Here is a 14,468-nt window from a genome sequence, read left to right as displayed (position 1 = left end):
ACGGCACAGTCTGGGTGATGACGAATGGCGACCTGGTTCAAAGGCAAGCGCAGGGATGAGGCCGAGTCGACCCAGCAGGTCGACGCCGAGGTGATCACCGAGGCCATCGCCCACCCGATGGCGCCGTCGGTCGACCTGGCGGCGTTCGAGCGGCTCGCCGCCGAGCGCAAGGCGATGGTGGCGCTGTGCCTCTACGCCCACGACCGCGCCCGCAGCTCCGGGGTGGCCGAGCGGCTGGAGGAGGGGCTGGCGGGCGTCGGCGTCGAGGCCCTGCGCCCGGACGGGCAGCGCTTCGACCCGGCGGTGCACGAGGCGGGCGGCACCGCCGACACCGACGACCCCGCGCTGGACGGCGTCGTCGCCGAGACCGAGGTGGTCGGCTTCAGCGACCGGGGCCACGTGCTGCGCCCGCCGATCGTCACCGTCTACAAGGTCCACTCCTGATGACCAAGCCTCAGCCGCCGTCCCTGCCCAAGCAGGTGGCGCACGCCCGCGAGACGCTGCTCGCCCTGCTCAAGGACATCGAGCCGGAGACTGCGCAGTGGGTCGAGGAGGCCCGCGCCAAGCGGAGCAAGAAGCCGTCGGTCGTGGTCGTCGGTGAGACGAACCGGGGCAAGTCCTCGCTGGTCAACGCCCTGCTGGAGACACCGGGGCTGTCCCCGGTCGACGCCGAGGTCGCCACCGCGACGTACCTGATGTTCGACCACGCCCCCGAGTGGAAGGCCCGCGCCTGCTACCCGGGCCAGCACCCGGACGTGCCCATCGACCTCGACCTGCTCATCAACTGGGTCTCCGCGGCGCACGACCTGCCCGACGGCGAGATCCCGCCGCGCTACGTCGAGATCGACGGCCCGGCTGAGGTGCTGGAGAAGCTCGTCATCGTCGACACCCCGGGCGTCGGCGGGCTGGACTCCATGCACGGCGAGCTGGCGATCGAGGCCGCGTCCAGCGCCACCGCGCTGCTGTTCGTCGTGGACGCGTCGGCGCCGTTCACCATCGGCGAGCTGACCTTCCTCGCGGGCATCGGCGACAAGGTCGAGACCGTCGTGTTCGCGCTGTCCAAGGTGGACCAGTTCCGCGGCTGGCGGCAGGTGCTCGACGCCAACCAGGCGCTGCTGGCCGAGCACGCCCCCCGGTTCGCGGGCGCCAAGTTCTACCCCGTCTCCTCGCGGATGCACGAGATGGCGGGCAAGGCGCCCAGCGCGGAGGCCGCGGCGCTGCTCAAGGAGCGCTCCGGCATCGTCGAGCTGCGCGACGCGCTGCAGTCGCTGCTCGTCGGCCGCTCGGTGATGCTGTCGGAGGCGAACACGCTGCGCGCGCTGTCCTCCGCGCTCGCCGAGCTGACGGTCCGGCTGGAGGCCGAGAAGCGGGTGCTGACCACCGGCGAGGCTGAGGCCGAGGCGCTGCGCGCCCGCAAGGAGGAGCTGACCGCCGAGCGGCGCTCGTCCACCCGGGGCTGGCAGGTGCGGCTGCGCAGCGAGGTGCAGCGCGCGCGGCTGGAGAACGCGCACGAGGTCAGCCGCGAGATGCGCGACCTGCAGACGTGGTTCCGCGCGGCCATCGACGCCGCCGACCGGGAGAAGATCAAGACCCTGCCCGGCCAGGTCGACGCCGCGCTGCAGATGGTCACCGCGCGCATCGGCGACAAGGTGGGCAACCGGCTCAACCAGGTCGCCGACCTGGTCCTCGCCGACCTGTTCACCGCGGACGAGCTGGCGGTGATCCGCTCGCAGTTCGCGCGCGCGGGCGGCGCCCAGGTCGTCCTGCGGGCCGCGGAGAAGCGCACGCCGACCGCGGAGGACAAGCTGCTCGTCTTCATGGGCGTCTCCGGCGGCTTCGGCGCAGGCAAGATGGCCGTGCTGCCGCTGGCGGGCGCGGTCGCCGCGCCCATCCTGCTGGTGCCCACGATCGTCATCGGCCTGGGCGCGGGCTGGTGGATCGCCCGCACCCGCAAGCACACCGCCGACAAGCAGCACATGAAGCAGTGGCTGTCCGACGCCATCGCCGACTCCCGCTCCACATTGGACCAGCTCGTGTCCGAGCAGCTGATCGACGCGGAGTCGCAGCTGTCGCTGGCCCTCGACGAGGCGCTGGGCAAGCGGATCGCGGGCATCGAGGAGCAGCTGCGCGAGGTCGACAAGGCGTTGCGACTGGACGTCAGCGAGCGGCAGAAGCGGGTCACCGTGGTAAACAAGCGCCTGACCGACGTCGTCGCGGGCCGGGAGCGCGCCGAGAAGCTGCTCGCGAGCATCCGCACCCTGCGTGACAAGTCCTGACCAGTAAGAACGCGCCGAGGAATCTCCGTAACGCCGGGAACCGCCGCGGCGAAGGGTCAGTCATATCCGCAACAGCACAACATCCCGAGAGGGACCAGTAAGAGGGGGCACCACGTGTACGTGGACGAGACCGGTAGCGACGTCGACACCACCGACACCACCGACGCGGGCCAGGACGAGCTGACCGTCGAGGTGGGTGGCGACGAGTACGAGGTCACCGAGAACTACGACTACGACCAGGACGGCGAGAACGACTCGGCCGTGGTCCAGACCGAAGACGGCTACATGGCCTTCCACGACACCGACGGCGACGGCACCGCCGACACGATGGTGGAGCTCGACGCCGACGGCAACGTGACCGGCGCGGCGGAGTACGACGAGGCCAGCGGCGAGTGGACCGCGGCGGACCCGAACTCCGTGGAGGCCCCCTCCGGCGGCGGCGCCGACGACGCGGGCGCCGACACCACCACCGGCGACGACCCGACCCAGACCACCGAGACGACGACCGACACCGGCTCGGGCGAGGGCATGACGGTCGACACCGCCGAGGGCGAGATGGAGGTCGGCCCGGCGCAGTACGACTCCGACGGCGACGGCACCAACGACACCGCGGTCGTCACCGACGAGCAGGGCAACACCTACGCCTTCGTCGACACCGACGCCGACGGCGAGGCCGACGAGGCCGTCGTGATCGAGGCCGACGGCGACGTGACCGTGGCCCAGCACACCGCCGAGGACGAGTGGACCACCGTCGAGACCGGCCACATCAACGCCGACGGCTCCTACACCTCCGACAGCGCCTCCGACGCCGCCTGGCAGGGCTGAGTTCGCCGACCGGAAAGAGTCCCGTCGCACTCCGGTGCGGCGGGACTTCTTCTTTGGTAATCCGGCTCACGTGGGCGGAATCACGGTTAACGCGCCGACACTCGCAAACCGGACGTCCGTTCTGATCCGCAATCGGGTACTGAATCGATCCCCTTATCGTTCCTGTGAGAGAACCGACAGGTCAGCTATCGGTGGCCTGCCGTTTACTTCGCTAGCCTCAGTGCATTCCTTCCGGCGCCACCCGCTCCCACCAAGGGCGGGTGTCAGCCGTTCGATGAGGACGTCGACGTCCCCGGTCCGGGTGCGATGGCGTCCTGATCGGCGTTTCGGCGTTCAGTCAGGAGACGAGGCGAGATGACGGCAGTGACCATCCCAGGTCTTGACCAGGCACCGACCACGCACAAACGGCTCCTGGCGTGGGTGCGAGAGGTCGCCGAGCTGACCGCGCCCGACCAGGTCGTGTGGGTCGACGGCTCCGAGGAGGAGTGGACCCGGCTGACCGACAGGCTGGTGGCCGCGGGCACCTTCACCCGGCTGGACAAGAAGCCGAACTCGTTCTACGCCGCGTCCGACCCCAATGACGTCGCGCGCGTCGAGGAGCGCACGTTCATCTGCTCGGTCGACGAGGCCGATTCCGGGCCCACCAACAACTGGATGGCCCCGGACGAGATGAAAGCGATCATGACCGAGCTGTACCGCGGCTCGATGCGCGGTCGCACGATGTACGTGATCCCGTTCTGCATGGGCCCGCTCGACGCCGAGAAGCCGATGCTGGGCGTGGAGATCACCGATTCCGAGTACGTCGTGGTCTCGATGAGGATCATGACCCGGATGGGCGCGCAGGCCCTGGAGCGCTTCACCGACGCCGACGGAAACGAGCGCGACTTCGTCCCCGCGCTGCACTCCCTCGGTGCGCCGCTGGCCCCCGGCCAGTCCGACGTGCCGTGGCCGTGCAGCGACACGAAGTACATCGTGCACTTCCCCGAGGAGCGGCTGATCTGGAGCTACGGCTCCGGCTACGGCGGCAACGCCCTGCTGGGCAAGAAGTGCTACTCGCTGCGCATCGCCTCGGTCATCGGCCGCGACGAGGGCTGGCTGGCCGAGCACATGCTGATCCTCAAGCTGATCTCCCCGGAGAACAAGGTCTACTACATCGCCGCTGCCTTCCCCAGCGCCTGCGGCAAGACCAACCTCGCCATGCTGGAGCCGACCATCCCGGGCTGGAAGGTCGAGACCCTGGGCGACGACATCGCCTGGATGCGCTTCGGCGAGGACGGCCGCCTCTACGCGGTCAACCCGGAGAACGGCTTCTTCGGTGTCGCGCCCGGCACCAACTGGAAGACCAACCCGAACGCGATGCGCACCATCGACAAGGGCAACTCGCTGTTCACCAACGTCGCGCTGACCGACGACGGCGACATCTGGTGGGAGGGCATGGAGAACCCGCCCGCCCACGCCACCTCGTGGAAGGGCGAGGACTGGACGCCGGAGTCCGACGAGCTGTCCTCGCACGCCAACTCGCGGTACTGCACGCCGATGGCGCAGTGCCCGGTGCTGGCCCCCGAGTGGGACGACCCGCAGGGCGTGCCGATCTCGGCCATCTTCTTCGGCGGCCGCCGCGCCACCACGATCCCGCTGGTCAGCGAGTCCTTCGACTGGCAGCACGGCACCTTCATGGGCGCCACGCTGTCCTCGGAGAAGACCGCGGCGGCCACCGGCAACCTCGGCGAGGTCCGCCGCGACCCGATGGCGATGCTGCCGTTCATCGGCTACCACGCGGGCGACTACTTCCGGCACTGGATCGAGACCGGCAAGCGCGCCGACGCCGACAAGCTGCCGAAGATCTTCTACGTCAACTGGTTCCGCCGCGGCGAGGACGGCCGGTTCCTGTGGCCGGGCTTCGGCGAGAACTCCCGCGTCCTCAAGTGGGCCATCGAGCGCCTGGAGGGCAAGGCCGCCGCGCACGAGTCCCCGATCGGCTGGGTGCCCACCGCCGCCGACCTCGACCTGTCGGGCCTGGACGCCGACCCGGCCGACATCGACGCCGCCCTCGCCGTCGACCTCGACGAGTGGCGCGCCGAGCTCCCGCTGATCGAGGCCTGGTTCGACAAGATCGGCGACAAGCTCCCGACCTCCCTGCGCGACGAGCTCGCCGCACTCAAGCAGCGGCTCGCCGGGTAACAGGTGCTTTGATGAGGGCCACCGCGGACACCCCGCGGTGGCCCTCATCGTTTCTCGGGAGGACGGGATGGAAGCGGCGAGATGGACCTGGCGCCTCTCGGCCTACGACGAGCGCGTCCACGCCTTCCCCTCGGACGAGCGGGCCAGCCTCATCGAGGCCGTCTGCACCCACACCGTCCCCTACGCCAAAGCGCCCCGCACCCACTCCGGCCCCCGCTGCGTGTCGTGCCTATTGATCGTGGGTGACGTCCTGACGGCTGTGGACAACCCCGGGGACAAGTCCCGCTAGTCCCACGCGTCCCCTGGTCCACACCTGCGTCCGGGTTGTCCACAGACTGTGGATGGACTTGTGCACAGCTTGTGGGCAACTCGCCTGCGGCGCGGGCAGGGCGGGAAGCGGGCGGCCGGGGCCTGGGGCACTTCGGGTCCGTAGACAGTCGGGGCTGTGGACAAACCGGGTGCGACGGCGGCGGTGGTCGGAGTTCGGCCGGTTACCAAACTGATCAGTGACTATCCCGCCGACGCGTTCTAGTGTTTCGCCGCAACACCGTCGTGAGGGGAGTGCCCATGGCACCACCAGGCAAGACCGGGCTGCGCTGGAGCCCATGGAACCTGCTGCTCGTGGTCCCGCTGCTGTGGCTGATCACGCCCGTCTTCAACCGCACCGGGCCCGAGCTGTTCGGGATGCCGTTCTACTACTGGTTCCAGTTCCTCGGCATCGCCGTGGGCGTGCTGTGCACGTCCATCGTCTACGTCAAGACCAAGGACAAGCCGACCACGTCCGCGCCCGGTGAGCCGCTCGACGTCGACGACCTGGACGAGGGGGCCCGATGAACGAGCTGCAGTGGCCGGAACTGGTCATCTTCGCCCTGCTGTTCGGCCTGGTCACGGTGCTGGGCTTCGCCGCGGCGAAGTGGAAGGCCGGCGGGACCCTCGACCACCTCGACGAGTGGGGGCTCGGCGGGCGCAAGTTCGGCTCGTGGATCACCTGGTTCCTCATCGGCGGCGACCTCTACACCGCCTACACGTTCGTCGCCGTGCCCGCGCTGATGTTCTCCGCGGGGGCGATGGGCTTCTTCGCGCTCCCCTACACCGTCGTCGTGTACCCGCTGGTGTTCATGCCGCTGCTGCGCATGTGGTCGGTGTCGCGCACGCACGGCTACGTCACCCCCGCCGACTTCGTGCGCGGGCGGTACGGCTCGCCCACGCTCGCGCTGCTCATCGCGATCACCGGCATCGTCGCCACCATGCCCTACATCGCGCTGCAGCTGGTCGGGCTGGAGGCGGTGCTGCGGACGCTGGGCTTCAACGGCGCCGGGATCGTCGGGCACCTGCCGCTGCTGATCGCGTTCATCATCCTGGCCGTCTACACCTACCAGTCGGGCCTGCGCGCGCCCGCGCTGATCGCGTTCGTCAAGGACATCCTGATCTACGTCGTGATCGTGGTCGCGGTCATCTACCTGCCGATCAAGCTCGGCGGCTGGACGGAGATCTTCGGCGCGGCCGACGCCAAGTTCGAGGCGAGCCCGGCCAAGGGCGACGGGACCCTCCTCAACGGCAACAACCAGCTCCAGTACGCCACGCTGGCGCTGGGCTCCGCGCTGGCGCTGTTCCTGTACCCGCACTCGCTGACCGGCGTGCTCGCCTCGCGCGGGCGCAACGTCATCAAGCGGAACATGTCGGCGCTGCCCGCGTACTCGCTGCTGCTGGGCCTGCTGGCGCTGCTGGGCTACATGGCGATCGCGGCGGGCACGAAGCCGCTGGTCAACCAGGCGACCGGGCGGCCGGACACGAACACCATCGTGCCCAACCTGTTCGACCAGATGTTCCCGTCGTGGTTCGCGGGCATCGCCTTCGCCGCCATCGGCATCGGCGCGCTCGTGCCCGCGGCGATCATGTCGATCGCGGCGGCGAACCTGTGGACGCGCAACGTCTACAAGGAGTACGTCAACAAGGGCGCGACCCCGGCGCAGGAGGCCAAGCAGGCCAAGCTCGCCTCGCTGGTGGTCAAGTTCGGCGCGGTCGCGTTCATCCTGTTCATCGACCCGCAGTTCTCCATCGACCTGCAGCTCATCGGCGGCGTGATGATCCTGCAGACGCTGCCCGCGGTGGCCATCGCGCTCTACACGCGCTGGTTCCACGTGCGCGGGCTCGTCGCGGGCTGGGTCGCGGGCATGGCGTGGGGCATGTGGCTGCTCTACACCATCCCCAGCGCCGACGGCAGCCGCGCGCACTTCGGCGGCTCCGCGCTGGTGCTGGACAAGCTGAGCCTGTTCGGCTGGCACCCGTTCGCCGGGTCGACGATGACGATCTACGTCGGCTTCGTCTCGCTGATCGCGAACCTGGTGGTCGCCGTCCTGGTGACCGTCCTGGCCCGCAGGCTCAGGTGGCCCAACGGCCTGGACAAGACCAGCCCGGCCGACTACCACGCCGACGAGGGCGACAAGAAGCTGCGCGCCATCGGCGCGCACTGACGGGAACCGGCTGGGGGCGCTGTCCGCTCCCAGCCGGTCTCATCTGCGCAGCAGCGCGATGACGACGAGCACGAGCGTGCTGAAGAGGGCGGCGACGGGGCCCGCGATGGCCGCGATCATGCCCAGCCCGGCGAGCGCGCACAGCAGCATCAGCAGGGCCGCGCGCAGCGTGGGGGCCAGCCCGCCGACCGCGCGCTCGGCGACCAGCAGCAGCCGTTCCCGCGCCGAGCGCGGCGGGGCGCTCGGCGGACGCCACGTCATCGGGATGGGCGGCTCTCCGGGCGACACGGTGAGGTGCACGACGGGCCGGAGGTTCGGGCGGGTCTGTGATCCGGTCGCGGTCACGGGCGCTGGCTTCCTTCTCGGCTGGCGCTGACGGTGATCAGTCTGCTCCAGCCCGCGACGAAGATCGCCGATTTCGCCGAGGAAGACGGTGAACGGAGTGTGTTCATCGCCGAGCGGCTGTCTGTGGCCCTGATCACTCATGAGTGTGACAGATGCACCGGCGGTTACCGCGATTGGCCGAGCCGAACGGCCTCGGGCGGCCTAGTCGGTTCGGGTGATGCCGTTCGGCGCTCGACGTCGACCGGGGGCGGCGGTAACTGCCAGTGAGCGGTCGCGGAGAAATGGAAACCCCGTAGTGCTGCCAGGTCGGGGGTCCGCCAGCACTACGGGGTCAACCTGAACATCGCCATGGAGTCCGGCGGTGTTACACGGACGCGAGGATGTGCCCTGCATCACATCCTCGCGTCACGATCGGGCTCAGCGCCAGTTCACCTGCTGGGTCTGCGCGAGCGTGATGAGTTCGTGGCGCATCGACGGCGTGGCCGCCTGCTCGATGGCCCGGGTGACCGCCCTGCGAGTACGGGCCTCGGCGCGGCGGGCACGAATCTTCGCGGTGACGTTCATGTGAGTCAGACTTCCCCTCGGTGTTGCCTTGCGTTCGCTGTGCCTCTAGTATGCACCGCCCGCGCGACGGAAGCCAGTGATTAGCCGGTGAGGTGGCGCACAGGCCGGACAATCTTCGGCAGCAACCCGGAAGTAGGTGACGATCCGCCTGTCTAGGTGACGGGGTAGAAACGCTGATACGTCAGTCGTCCATCCCCAGGACGAACTTTCCGAAGTGCGGCACGGTGAACGCGATCCAGCCGCGCTCGGCGCTGTAGACCAGGCCCTTCTTGATGAGGCTGTCCCGGGCCGGGGACAGCGACGACGGCTTGCGGCCCAGCGAGACGGCCACGTCGGCGGTGCTCGCGCCCTCGTCGCGGCCCTCGGTCAACTCGGCCATCGCCCGCAGGTACTCCCGCTCGGCGGGCGTGGCGCGCTCGTAGCGCGAGCCGAAGAAGCCGACGGCCAGCTCGGACTCGGCCTCCGGGGCGGCGACCGCCACGTCCTCCGCGGTGATCGGGTCCGCGGGCGCGGCGTCCCACGCGGCCTTGGCGTAGGCCTGGATGAAGTACGGGTAGCCGCCGGAGCGGTCGAACAGCGCGTCGAGGGCATCCGGGGTGATACCCGCCTCCTCGCGCTCGACGGGCGCCAGGATCGCCCGGTCGGCGTCGTCGCGGGCCAGGCGGTCGATGCGGACGTAGCGGAAGAGCCGCTCGGAGTAGGACTTGCTCGCCGACAGCAGCGTCGGCAGGTGCGGCAGCCCGGCGCCGACCACGACCAGCGGCGCGCCCGACTGCGACAGCTCGTGGCAGGCGGCGCAGAGCGCGGAGACGTCGTCCGCGCCGACGTCCTGCATCTCGTCGATGAGCACGGCGACCCCGGTCCCGACGTCGGCGGCCAGCTCGGCGACGTCGGTGAACAGCTCGACGAGGTCGATCTCGATGTCGCCGGAGTCGGCCCGCCCGCTCGCCGCGGGCACGTCGATGCCCGGCTGCCAGCGGTCGCGCAGCTTCGCGTCCCCGGGGTTGGACTTGAGCGCAAACGCTTTCAGCACGCCCAACACCGCCTCGACCCGATCGGGCGCGCGGTGGCGCACGGCGAGGTCCCGGACGGCCCGGTGCAGCGCGGCGGACAGCGGTCTGCGCAGGTCGGCCTCCGGCCGCGCCTCGATCTTCCCCGCGCCCCACCCCCGGCGCAGCGCCATCGACCGCAGCTCGCCGAGCAGCACGGTCTTGCCCACGCCGCGCAGCCCGGTGAGCACGAGGCTGCGCTCCGGCCGTCCCCGCGCCACGCGCTCCAGCACGACCTCGAAGGCCGCCAGCTCCTTCTCCCGGCCCGCCAGCTCGGGCGGCCGCTGCCCGGCGCCGGGCGCGAACGGATTGCGGATGGGGTCCATCCTCGGACGGTATCGGCGTATCTAGCCTTTGTCCGATACGAGCGCAGAAAGCTCTACGGCGTGTCGTCGGTAGAAACGACTACGGCTCTCTAGCCCGAAAGCTAGAGAGCCGTAGAAGAGAGCAGATCAGCGCTCGACGATGGCCGTGACGCCCTGGCCGCCCGCCGCGCAGATGGAGATCAGGCCGCGGCCGGAGCCCTTCTCGGCGAGCAGCTTCGCCAGCGTGGCGACGATGCGCCCGCCGGTGGCGGCGAACGGGTGGCCCGCGGCCAGCGAGGAGCCGTTGACGTTGAGCTTGGCCCGGTCGATCGAGCCGAGCGGCTCGGTCAGGCCCAGCTTCTCCTTGGCGAAGGCCACGTCCTCCCACGCGGCCAGGGTGGCCAGCACCTGGGAGGCGAACGCCTCGTGGATCTCGTAGAAGTCGAAGTCCTGCAGGCCCAGACCCGCGCGGGCGAGCATCCTCGGCACGGCGTACGCCGGGGCCATGAGCAGGCCCTCGCCGCCCTGCACGTAGTCGACGGCGGCGGTCTCGGTGAAGGTCAGGTACGCCAGCACCGGCAGCTTCCGCTCCTTGGCCCACTGCTCGGTGGCCAGCAGCACGGCCGAGGCGCCGTCGCTCAGCGGCGTGGAGTTGCCCGCGGTCATGGTGCCCTCGGGCCCGCCGAAGACCGGCTTGAGCTTGCCCAGCTTCTCCGCGGTCGAGTCCGCGCGCAGGTTCTGGTCGCGGGTCAGGCCCTGGAACGGGGTGACCAGGTCGTCGAAGAAGCCGCGGTCGTACGCGGCGGCCAGGCGCTGGTGGCTGGTCGCGGCCAGCTCGTCCTGCGCCGCCCTGCTGATGCCCCACTCCTTGGCCGTGACGGCCGCGTGCTCGCCCATCGACAGGCCGGTGCGCGGCTCGGCGTTGCGCGGGATGTCGGGCACCAGGTGGCCGGGGCGGACGCGGGAGAGCAGCGCGAGCCGCTGGCCGACCGTCTTGGCGTTGTTGAGCGCGATGAGGATGCGCCGCAGCTTGTCGTTGACCTGCAGCGGCGCGTCGCTGGTGGTGTCGACCCCGCCCGCGATGGCCGAGTCGATCTGGCCGAGGGCGATCTTGTTCGCCACCTGCGCGATCGCCTGCAGGCCGGTGCCGCAGGCCTGCTGCACGTCGTACGCGGGCGTCTCCGCGGAGAGCCTGCTGCCCAGCACGCACTCGCGGGCCAGGTTGAAGTCCCGGCTGTGCTTGAGCACCGCGCCCGCGGCGACCTCGCCGACGCGCTCGCCTGCGAGCCCGAAGCGGGCGACGAGACCGTCCAGGGCGGCCGTGAACATGTCCTGGTTCGACGCTTGGGCGTAGGGGCCGTTCGAGCGGGCGAACGGGATCCGGTTCCCGCCGATGATCGCCACCCGCCGCACGCGACTCGGGGCCATGCCAACCTCCTGAGCACAGGTCTGATTCTGCGGTACCATCCTAACCTACTCGCGAGTAAGATTACTATGGAGTAGGGAGGATGCGTAGATGACGGACCGCTACCAGCAGTTCAGCACAACCGGCATCGGCAAGGCATTGGTGAAGCGGCTCGGGCTGCCGAACCCGACGCCGCTGCGCCGCCACCGCCCCGGCCAGCCGCCGCTGCCCGGCCCCGCGCTGCTGGGCGCCGCCCCGGGCGGCAGGCTGCTGGAGCCGGTCGGCGCGGTGCTCAAGGCCACGGGCGTCGAGGTGCTCTCCGATCCACCACCAGTGCCCGCGGGCGAGGAACGCGGACCCGCCTACGGCGCGCTCGTGTTCGACGCCAGCGGCATCGACTCCCCCGAGGGCCTGCGGGCCCTCTACGACTTCTTCCACCCGGTGATCCGCTCGGTCGTGGCCTCCGGCCGCGTCGTCGTGCTCGGGACCCCGCCGGAGCGGGCGGGCGAGCCGGGCGCCGTCATCGCCCAGCGCGCGCTGGAGGGCTTCGTGCGCTCCGTGGGCAAGGAGCTCAAGCGGGGCGCGACCGCGCAGCTGGTCTACGTAGAGCCCGGCGCCGAGGACAAGGCCGAGTCGACCCTGCGGTTCCTGCTGAGCGCCAAGTCCGCCTACGTCGACGCGCAGGTCATCCGCATCGGCACGCACGGCGGCGAGGCGCCCGACCCGGAGGACTGGGCGGCCCCGCTCGCGGGCAAGGTCGCGCTGGTGACCGGCGCGTCCCGGGGCATCGGCGCGGCCATCGCCGAGGTGCTGGCCCGCGACGGCGCCAAGGTCGTCGTGCTCGACATCCCCGCGCAGGGCGCTGACCTGTCGAAGGTGGCCAACAAGGTCGGCGGCTCCGCGCTGCAGCTGGACATCACCGCGGCCGACGCGCCCGCGAAGCTGGTCGACTTCCTCAAGACCCGCCACGGCGGGGTCGACATCGTCGTGCACAACGCGGGCATCACCCGCGACAAGACGCTGGCGAAGATGAAGGACAGCGCCTGGGATTCCGTCATCCAGGTCAACCTCGCCAGCCAGCTGCGCGCCAACGCGGCGCTGCTGGAGTCCGGCGTGCTCGGCGCGGGCGGGCGGATCATCGGCGTGTCCTCGATCGCCGGTATCGCGGGCAACCTGGGCCAGACCAACTACGCGGCCAGCAAGGCGGGCGTGATCGGGATGGTCAACGCCTACGCGCCGGTGTACGCGGAGAAGGGCATCACGATCAACGCGGTCGCGCCCGGCTTCATCGAGACGCAGATGACCGCGGCGGTGCCGCTGTTCATCCGCGAGGCAGGCCGCAGGATGAACAGCATGTCCCAGGGCGGCCTGCCGGTCGACGTGGCCGAGACGATCGCCTGGTTTGCCGCGCCCGCCTCGGGGGCAGTCAACGGCAACATCGTCCGGGTGTGCGGGCAGAGCCTGTTGGGGGCGTGATGCAGGTGGTGGACCTCCACGAGTCCCCGAGCCTCGGCCTGCTCTTCCCCAAGGCCGTGGTCGCCGGTTTCACCAAGAAGGGTGGCTCGGCGCTGCCGTCCCGCGCGTACCGGCGCGCGGGCGTGCGGGTCGATCCGGCGCACCTGGCCGCGTACAACCAGGTGTGCGAGTTCCGGCTGACCGACGAGCTGCCGATCACCTACCCGCACGTGCTGACCTTCCCCATGCAGGTGAAGCTGATGACGGACGGGGACTTCCCGTTCCCGCTGGTCGGCTCGGTGCACGTGGCCAACCGCATCACCCAGACCCGGGCGCTGCGCGTGGGCGAGGAGTTCGACCTGCGGGTGCACGTGGAGAACCTGCGGCCGCATCCCAAGGGCAGGCAGTTCGACATGGTCAGCGAGGCGTTCGTCGACGGGGAGCTGGTCTGGCACGACACCAGCACGTACCTGCGCCGCGGCGGCGGCTCGGGCTCGTCGGGCGCGTCGGAGCCCGCCGAGCAGGCCGGGCCGCCCGCGCCGTCGGCGGTGTGGAAGGTGCCCGAGGACATCGGCCGCCGCTACGGCGAGGCCTCCGGCGACCGCAACCCGATCCACCTGCACCCGCTCACGGCGAAGCTGTTCGGCTTCCCCAGGGCGATCGCGCACGGCATGTGGACGAAGGCCCGCTGCCTGGCGGCCTTCGAGGGACGCCTGCCGGAGGCGTACACGGTGGACGTCCGGTTCAAGCTGCCGGTCCTGCTGCCCGCCAAGGTCGCGTTCGCGACCGCGCGGACCCAGGACGGCCACCGCTTCGACCTGGTCGACGCCCGCAGGGGCAAGCCGCACCTGGAAGGCGCCATCACGCTCTGACCTGGCTTCTCGATCGGCGGGCGCCTCCCGGGGCGCCCGCCGATCGGCGTTTAACAAGGAACCTTGCTAAGGGAGTCTTTAGCAAGTTATCTTGAGATACATGGCCGACCGCAAGATGATCACCGACCCGCAGCGCCTCAAGGCGCTGGCGCACCCGATCCGGTGGAAGCTCCTCGACGCGCTGTCGATCGCCGAGACCGCCACCGCCACCCAGTGCGCCGCCGCGATCGGCGAGAGCGTCGCCAGCTGCTCGTACCACCTGAACATGCTCGCCAAGTACGGCTTCGTCGAGCAGGCCGAGGGCGGCCAGGGCCGCGAGAAGCCGTGGCGGCTGGCCGAGCGCGAGCGCAGTTACGACCACGAGGGCCTGGACGAGGAAGGCGTGCTGGCCGCCGAGGCGGCCACGGACGCGTTCCTGGAGCACGAGTTCGACCGCGTCCGGACCTATCTGCGCGGCCACGGGCGGGAATCAGAGGAGTGGCGGCGGGCCTTCAGCCTCATGGGCATGCACGCCCACCTCACGCCCGATGAGGCAATTGGTTTGCAGGCCGAGGTTCAATCGTTGTTTGATCGATACCGCGATCGTTCCGACAACTCGGCGCTGCGCCCGAGCGGATCCCGGCCGGTCCGCTTCCTGCTGACGAACTTCGTCATCCCCGACACCCCGGAAACCCCCTGACCTTCACCAGGGCCAGGCCACGCATGGGGGCGTGGCCC

At 70.3% G+C, this 14,468-nt stretch carries 15 protein-coding genes; 11 read left to right on the top strand and 4 right to left on the bottom strand.

Going from position 1 to position 14,468, the window contains the following annotated elements; genetic code table 11:
• The first annotated feature begins 24 nt into the window (after positions 1 to 24).
• The 7 genes from grpE to mctP all read left to right on the top strand — a co-directional run bounded on the left by grpE (position 25) and on the right by mctP (position 7,756).
• Positions 25 to 444, top strand: a complete 420-nt coding sequence (gene grpE / locus Actkin_RS32100) for a nucleotide exchange factor GrpE (protein ID WP_189209082.1) — start codon at positions 25 to 27, stop codon at positions 442 to 444.
• On the top strand, positions 444 to 2,276 hold the full coding sequence (locus tag Actkin_RS32095; protein ID WP_258905327.1) for a dynamin family protein: 1,833 nt from the start codon (positions 444 to 446) through the stop codon (positions 2,274 to 2,276). Before grpE ends, Actkin_RS32095 begins: the two co-directional genes overlap by 1 nt.
• A 120-nt stretch (positions 2,277 to 2,396) precedes the next feature.
• Positions 2,397 to 3,101, top strand: a complete 705-nt coding sequence (locus tag Actkin_RS32090; protein WP_258905326.1) for a hypothetical protein — start codon at positions 2,397 to 2,399, stop codon at positions 3,099 to 3,101.
• Positions 3,102 to 3,455: 354 nt separating this feature from the next.
• Entirely contained in the window at positions 3,456 to 5,282 is a 1,827-nt protein-coding gene (locus Actkin_RS32085; RefSeq protein WP_258905325.1) for a phosphoenolpyruvate carboxykinase (GTP), read from the top strand.
• Between the two features lie 67 nt (positions 5,283 to 5,349).
• A complete protein-coding gene (locus tag Actkin_RS32080) occupies positions 5,350 to 5,571 on the top strand; it encodes a hypothetical protein (protein ID WP_189209086.1) in 222 nt (73 codons plus the stop codon).
• Positions 5,572 to 5,849: 278 nt separating this feature from the next.
• A complete protein-coding gene (locus Actkin_RS32075; protein WP_189209087.1) occupies positions 5,850 to 6,116 on the top strand; it encodes a DUF3311 domain-containing protein in 267 nt (88 codons plus the stop codon).
• Positions 6,113 to 7,756: a monocarboxylate uptake permease MctP gene (gene mctP, locus Actkin_RS32070; RefSeq protein ID WP_258905324.1), complete on the top strand. Its 1,644-nt coding sequence runs from the start codon at positions 6,113 to 6,115 to the stop codon at positions 7,754 to 7,756. Before Actkin_RS32075 ends, mctP begins: the two co-directional genes overlap by 4 nt.
• Before the next feature lie 39 nt (positions 7,757 to 7,795).
• Here the strand turns inward: mctP and Actkin_RS32065 are convergent, their stop codons facing one another.
• On the bottom strand, positions 7,796 to 8,101 hold the full coding sequence (locus tag Actkin_RS32065) for a hypothetical protein (RefSeq protein WP_189209089.1): 306 nt from the start codon (positions 8,099 to 8,101) through the stop codon (positions 7,796 to 7,798).
• 33 nt (positions 8,102 to 8,134) lie between these two features.
• On the opposite strand from Actkin_RS32065, the gene Actkin_RS32060 reads away from it, so the two are divergent.
• Positions 8,135 to 8,368, top strand: a complete 234-nt coding sequence (locus tag Actkin_RS32060) for a hypothetical protein (protein WP_258905323.1) — start codon at positions 8,135 to 8,137, stop codon at positions 8,366 to 8,368.
• A 150-nt stretch (positions 8,369 to 8,518) separates the two neighbouring features.
• On the opposite strand, the gene Actkin_RS32055 is transcribed toward Actkin_RS32060, so the two are convergent.
• The 3 genes from Actkin_RS32055 to Actkin_RS32045 form a co-directional block, all read right to left on the bottom strand.
• Entirely contained in the window at positions 8,519 to 8,665 is a 147-nt protein-coding gene (locus tag Actkin_RS32055; protein ID WP_189209090.1) for a hypothetical protein, read from the bottom strand.
• A 181-nt stretch (positions 8,666 to 8,846) separates the two neighbouring features.
• On the bottom strand, positions 8,847 to 10,040 hold the full coding sequence (locus Actkin_RS32050) for an ATP-binding protein (RefSeq protein WP_258905322.1): 1,194 nt from the start codon (positions 10,038 to 10,040) through the stop codon (positions 8,847 to 8,849).
• A gap of 126 nt (positions 10,041 to 10,166) precedes the next feature.
• Positions 10,167 to 11,447, bottom strand: a complete 1,281-nt coding sequence (locus tag Actkin_RS32045) for an acetyl-CoA C-acetyltransferase (protein ID WP_189209092.1) — start codon at positions 11,445 to 11,447, stop codon at positions 10,167 to 10,169.
• Between the two features lie 88 nt (positions 11,448 to 11,535).
• Here Actkin_RS32045 and Actkin_RS32040 point away from each other — a divergent pair, with 88 nt between their 5' ends.
• From Actkin_RS32040 to Actkin_RS32030, 3 genes are all read left to right on the top strand, one after another.
• The gene (locus Actkin_RS32040) at positions 11,536 to 12,900 is read left to right on the top strand and encodes a 3-oxoacyl-ACP reductase (protein WP_258905321.1); all 1,365 of its coding nucleotides are present in this window, start codon (positions 11,536 to 11,538) and stop codon (positions 12,898 to 12,900) included.
• The gene (locus Actkin_RS32035; RefSeq protein WP_189209094.1) at positions 12,900 to 13,751 is read left to right on the top strand and encodes a MaoC family dehydratase; all 852 of its coding nucleotides are present in this window, start codon (positions 12,900 to 12,902) and stop codon (positions 13,749 to 13,751) included. The genes Actkin_RS32040 and Actkin_RS32035 overlap by 1 nt, the downstream gene beginning before the upstream one ends.
• A gap of 100 nt (positions 13,752 to 13,851) precedes the next feature.
• On the top strand, positions 13,852 to 14,430 hold the full coding sequence (locus Actkin_RS32030) for a winged helix-turn-helix domain-containing protein (protein ID WP_258905320.1): 579 nt from the start codon (positions 13,852 to 13,854) through the stop codon (positions 14,428 to 14,430).
• The last annotated feature ends 38 nt before the right edge of the window (positions 14,431 to 14,468 follow it).

Source organism: Actinokineospora sp. UTMC 2448 (genome assembly GCF_024760565.1).
Taxonomy (GTDB): domain Bacteria; phylum Actinomycetota; class Actinomycetes; order Mycobacteriales; family Pseudonocardiaceae; genus Actinokineospora; species Actinokineospora fastidiosa.
The sequence above is the reverse complement of the archived record's forward strand: the minus strand, read 5'-3'. Positions and strand labels throughout refer to the sequence as shown.

What these genes read in the sequence shown, in the direction of transcription:
- grpE (WP_189209082.1), top strand. Translation starts at nt 25, where the DNA reads ATGGCGACCTGGTTCAAAGGCAAGCGCAGGGATGAGGCCGAGTCGACC.
- Actkin_RS32095 (WP_258905327.1), top strand. Translation starts at nt 444, where the DNA reads ATGACCAAGCCTCAGCCGCCGTCCCTGCCCAAGCAGGTGGCGCACGCC.
- Actkin_RS32085 (WP_258905325.1), top strand. Translation starts at nt 3,456, where the DNA reads ATGACGGCAGTGACCATCCCAGGTCTTGACCAGGCACCGACCACGCAC.
- Actkin_RS32080 (WP_189209086.1), top strand. Translation starts at nt 5,350, where the DNA reads ATGGAAGCGGCGAGATGGACCTGGCGCCTCTCGGCCTACGACGAGCGC.
- Actkin_RS32075 (WP_189209087.1), top strand. Translation starts at nt 5,850, where the DNA reads ATGGCACCACCAGGCAAGACCGGGCTGCGCTGGAGCCCATGGAACCTG.
- mctP (WP_258905324.1), top strand. Translation starts at nt 6,113, where the DNA reads ATGAACGAGCTGCAGTGGCCGGAACTGGTCATCTTCGCCCTGCTGTTC.
- Actkin_RS32055 (WP_189209090.1), bottom strand. Translation starts at nt 8,665, where the DNA reads ATGAACGTCACCGCGAAGATTCGTGCCCGCCGCGCCGAGGCCCGTACT.
- Actkin_RS32050 (WP_258905322.1), bottom strand. Translation starts at nt 10,040, where the DNA reads ATGGACCCCATCCGCAATCCGTTCGCGCCCGGCGCCGGGCAGCGGCCG.
- Actkin_RS32045 (WP_189209092.1), bottom strand. Translation starts at nt 11,447, where the DNA reads ATGGCCCCGAGTCGCGTGCGGCGGGTGGCGATCATCGGCGGGAACCGG.
- Actkin_RS32040 (WP_258905321.1), top strand. Translation starts at nt 11,536, where the DNA reads ATGACGGACCGCTACCAGCAGTTCAGCACAACCGGCATCGGCAAGGCA.
- Actkin_RS32035 (WP_189209094.1), top strand. Translation starts at nt 12,900, where the DNA reads ATGCAGGTGGTGGACCTCCACGAGTCCCCGAGCCTCGGCCTGCTCTTC.
- Actkin_RS32030 (WP_258905320.1), top strand. Translation starts at nt 13,852, where the DNA reads ATGGCCGACCGCAAGATGATCACCGACCCGCAGCGCCTCAAGGCGCTG.